Origin of the sequence: Paraburkholderia sp. RL17-373-BIF-A (assembly GCF_046030175.1) — a bacterium.
In the GTDB taxonomy this organism is placed as follows: domain Bacteria; phylum Pseudomonadota; class Gammaproteobacteria; order Burkholderiales; family Burkholderiaceae; genus Paraburkholderia.
In genome coordinates, this window is sequence record NZ_JARESO010000502.1 from 1 (window position 1) to 302 (window position 302).

Consider the following 302-nt stretch of genomic DNA (forward strand, 5'->3'; position numbering starts at 1 on the left):
CACGCGGCAAACCGGGGCTCGTCGCAAGCAGGCGCCCTTCGGCGTCGCGTACCTCATAAAGGAGCCGGCGTGACAAGTCATCGTCGCCATCATCGTCGGACGCATGAAACCCATCTTCGGTGAGCGCCGCCAGATCATTGGTATCCACCAGCGTCAGTGTTCGAGCAGCCTGTTCGATTCGTGCGTCGTCCCATTCGCCGGCCTCATGGACGGCTTGCCTGTAACTTGAAACGAGGGCTGCCACCCAGACGACCGAGACGCTTGCCAGCACCAGTAGCATCAGGCGTTGACGGATTGACCCT

1 pseudogene is annotated in these 302 nt (G+C 61.3%); it reads right to left on the reverse strand.

The annotated features are described in order from the left end of the window. Window positions 1-295 (reverse strand): annotated as a pseudogene (locus P0D80_RS51545) (ATP-binding protein); the annotation flags it as partial. Between the last annotated feature and the right edge of the window lie 7 nt (window positions 296-302).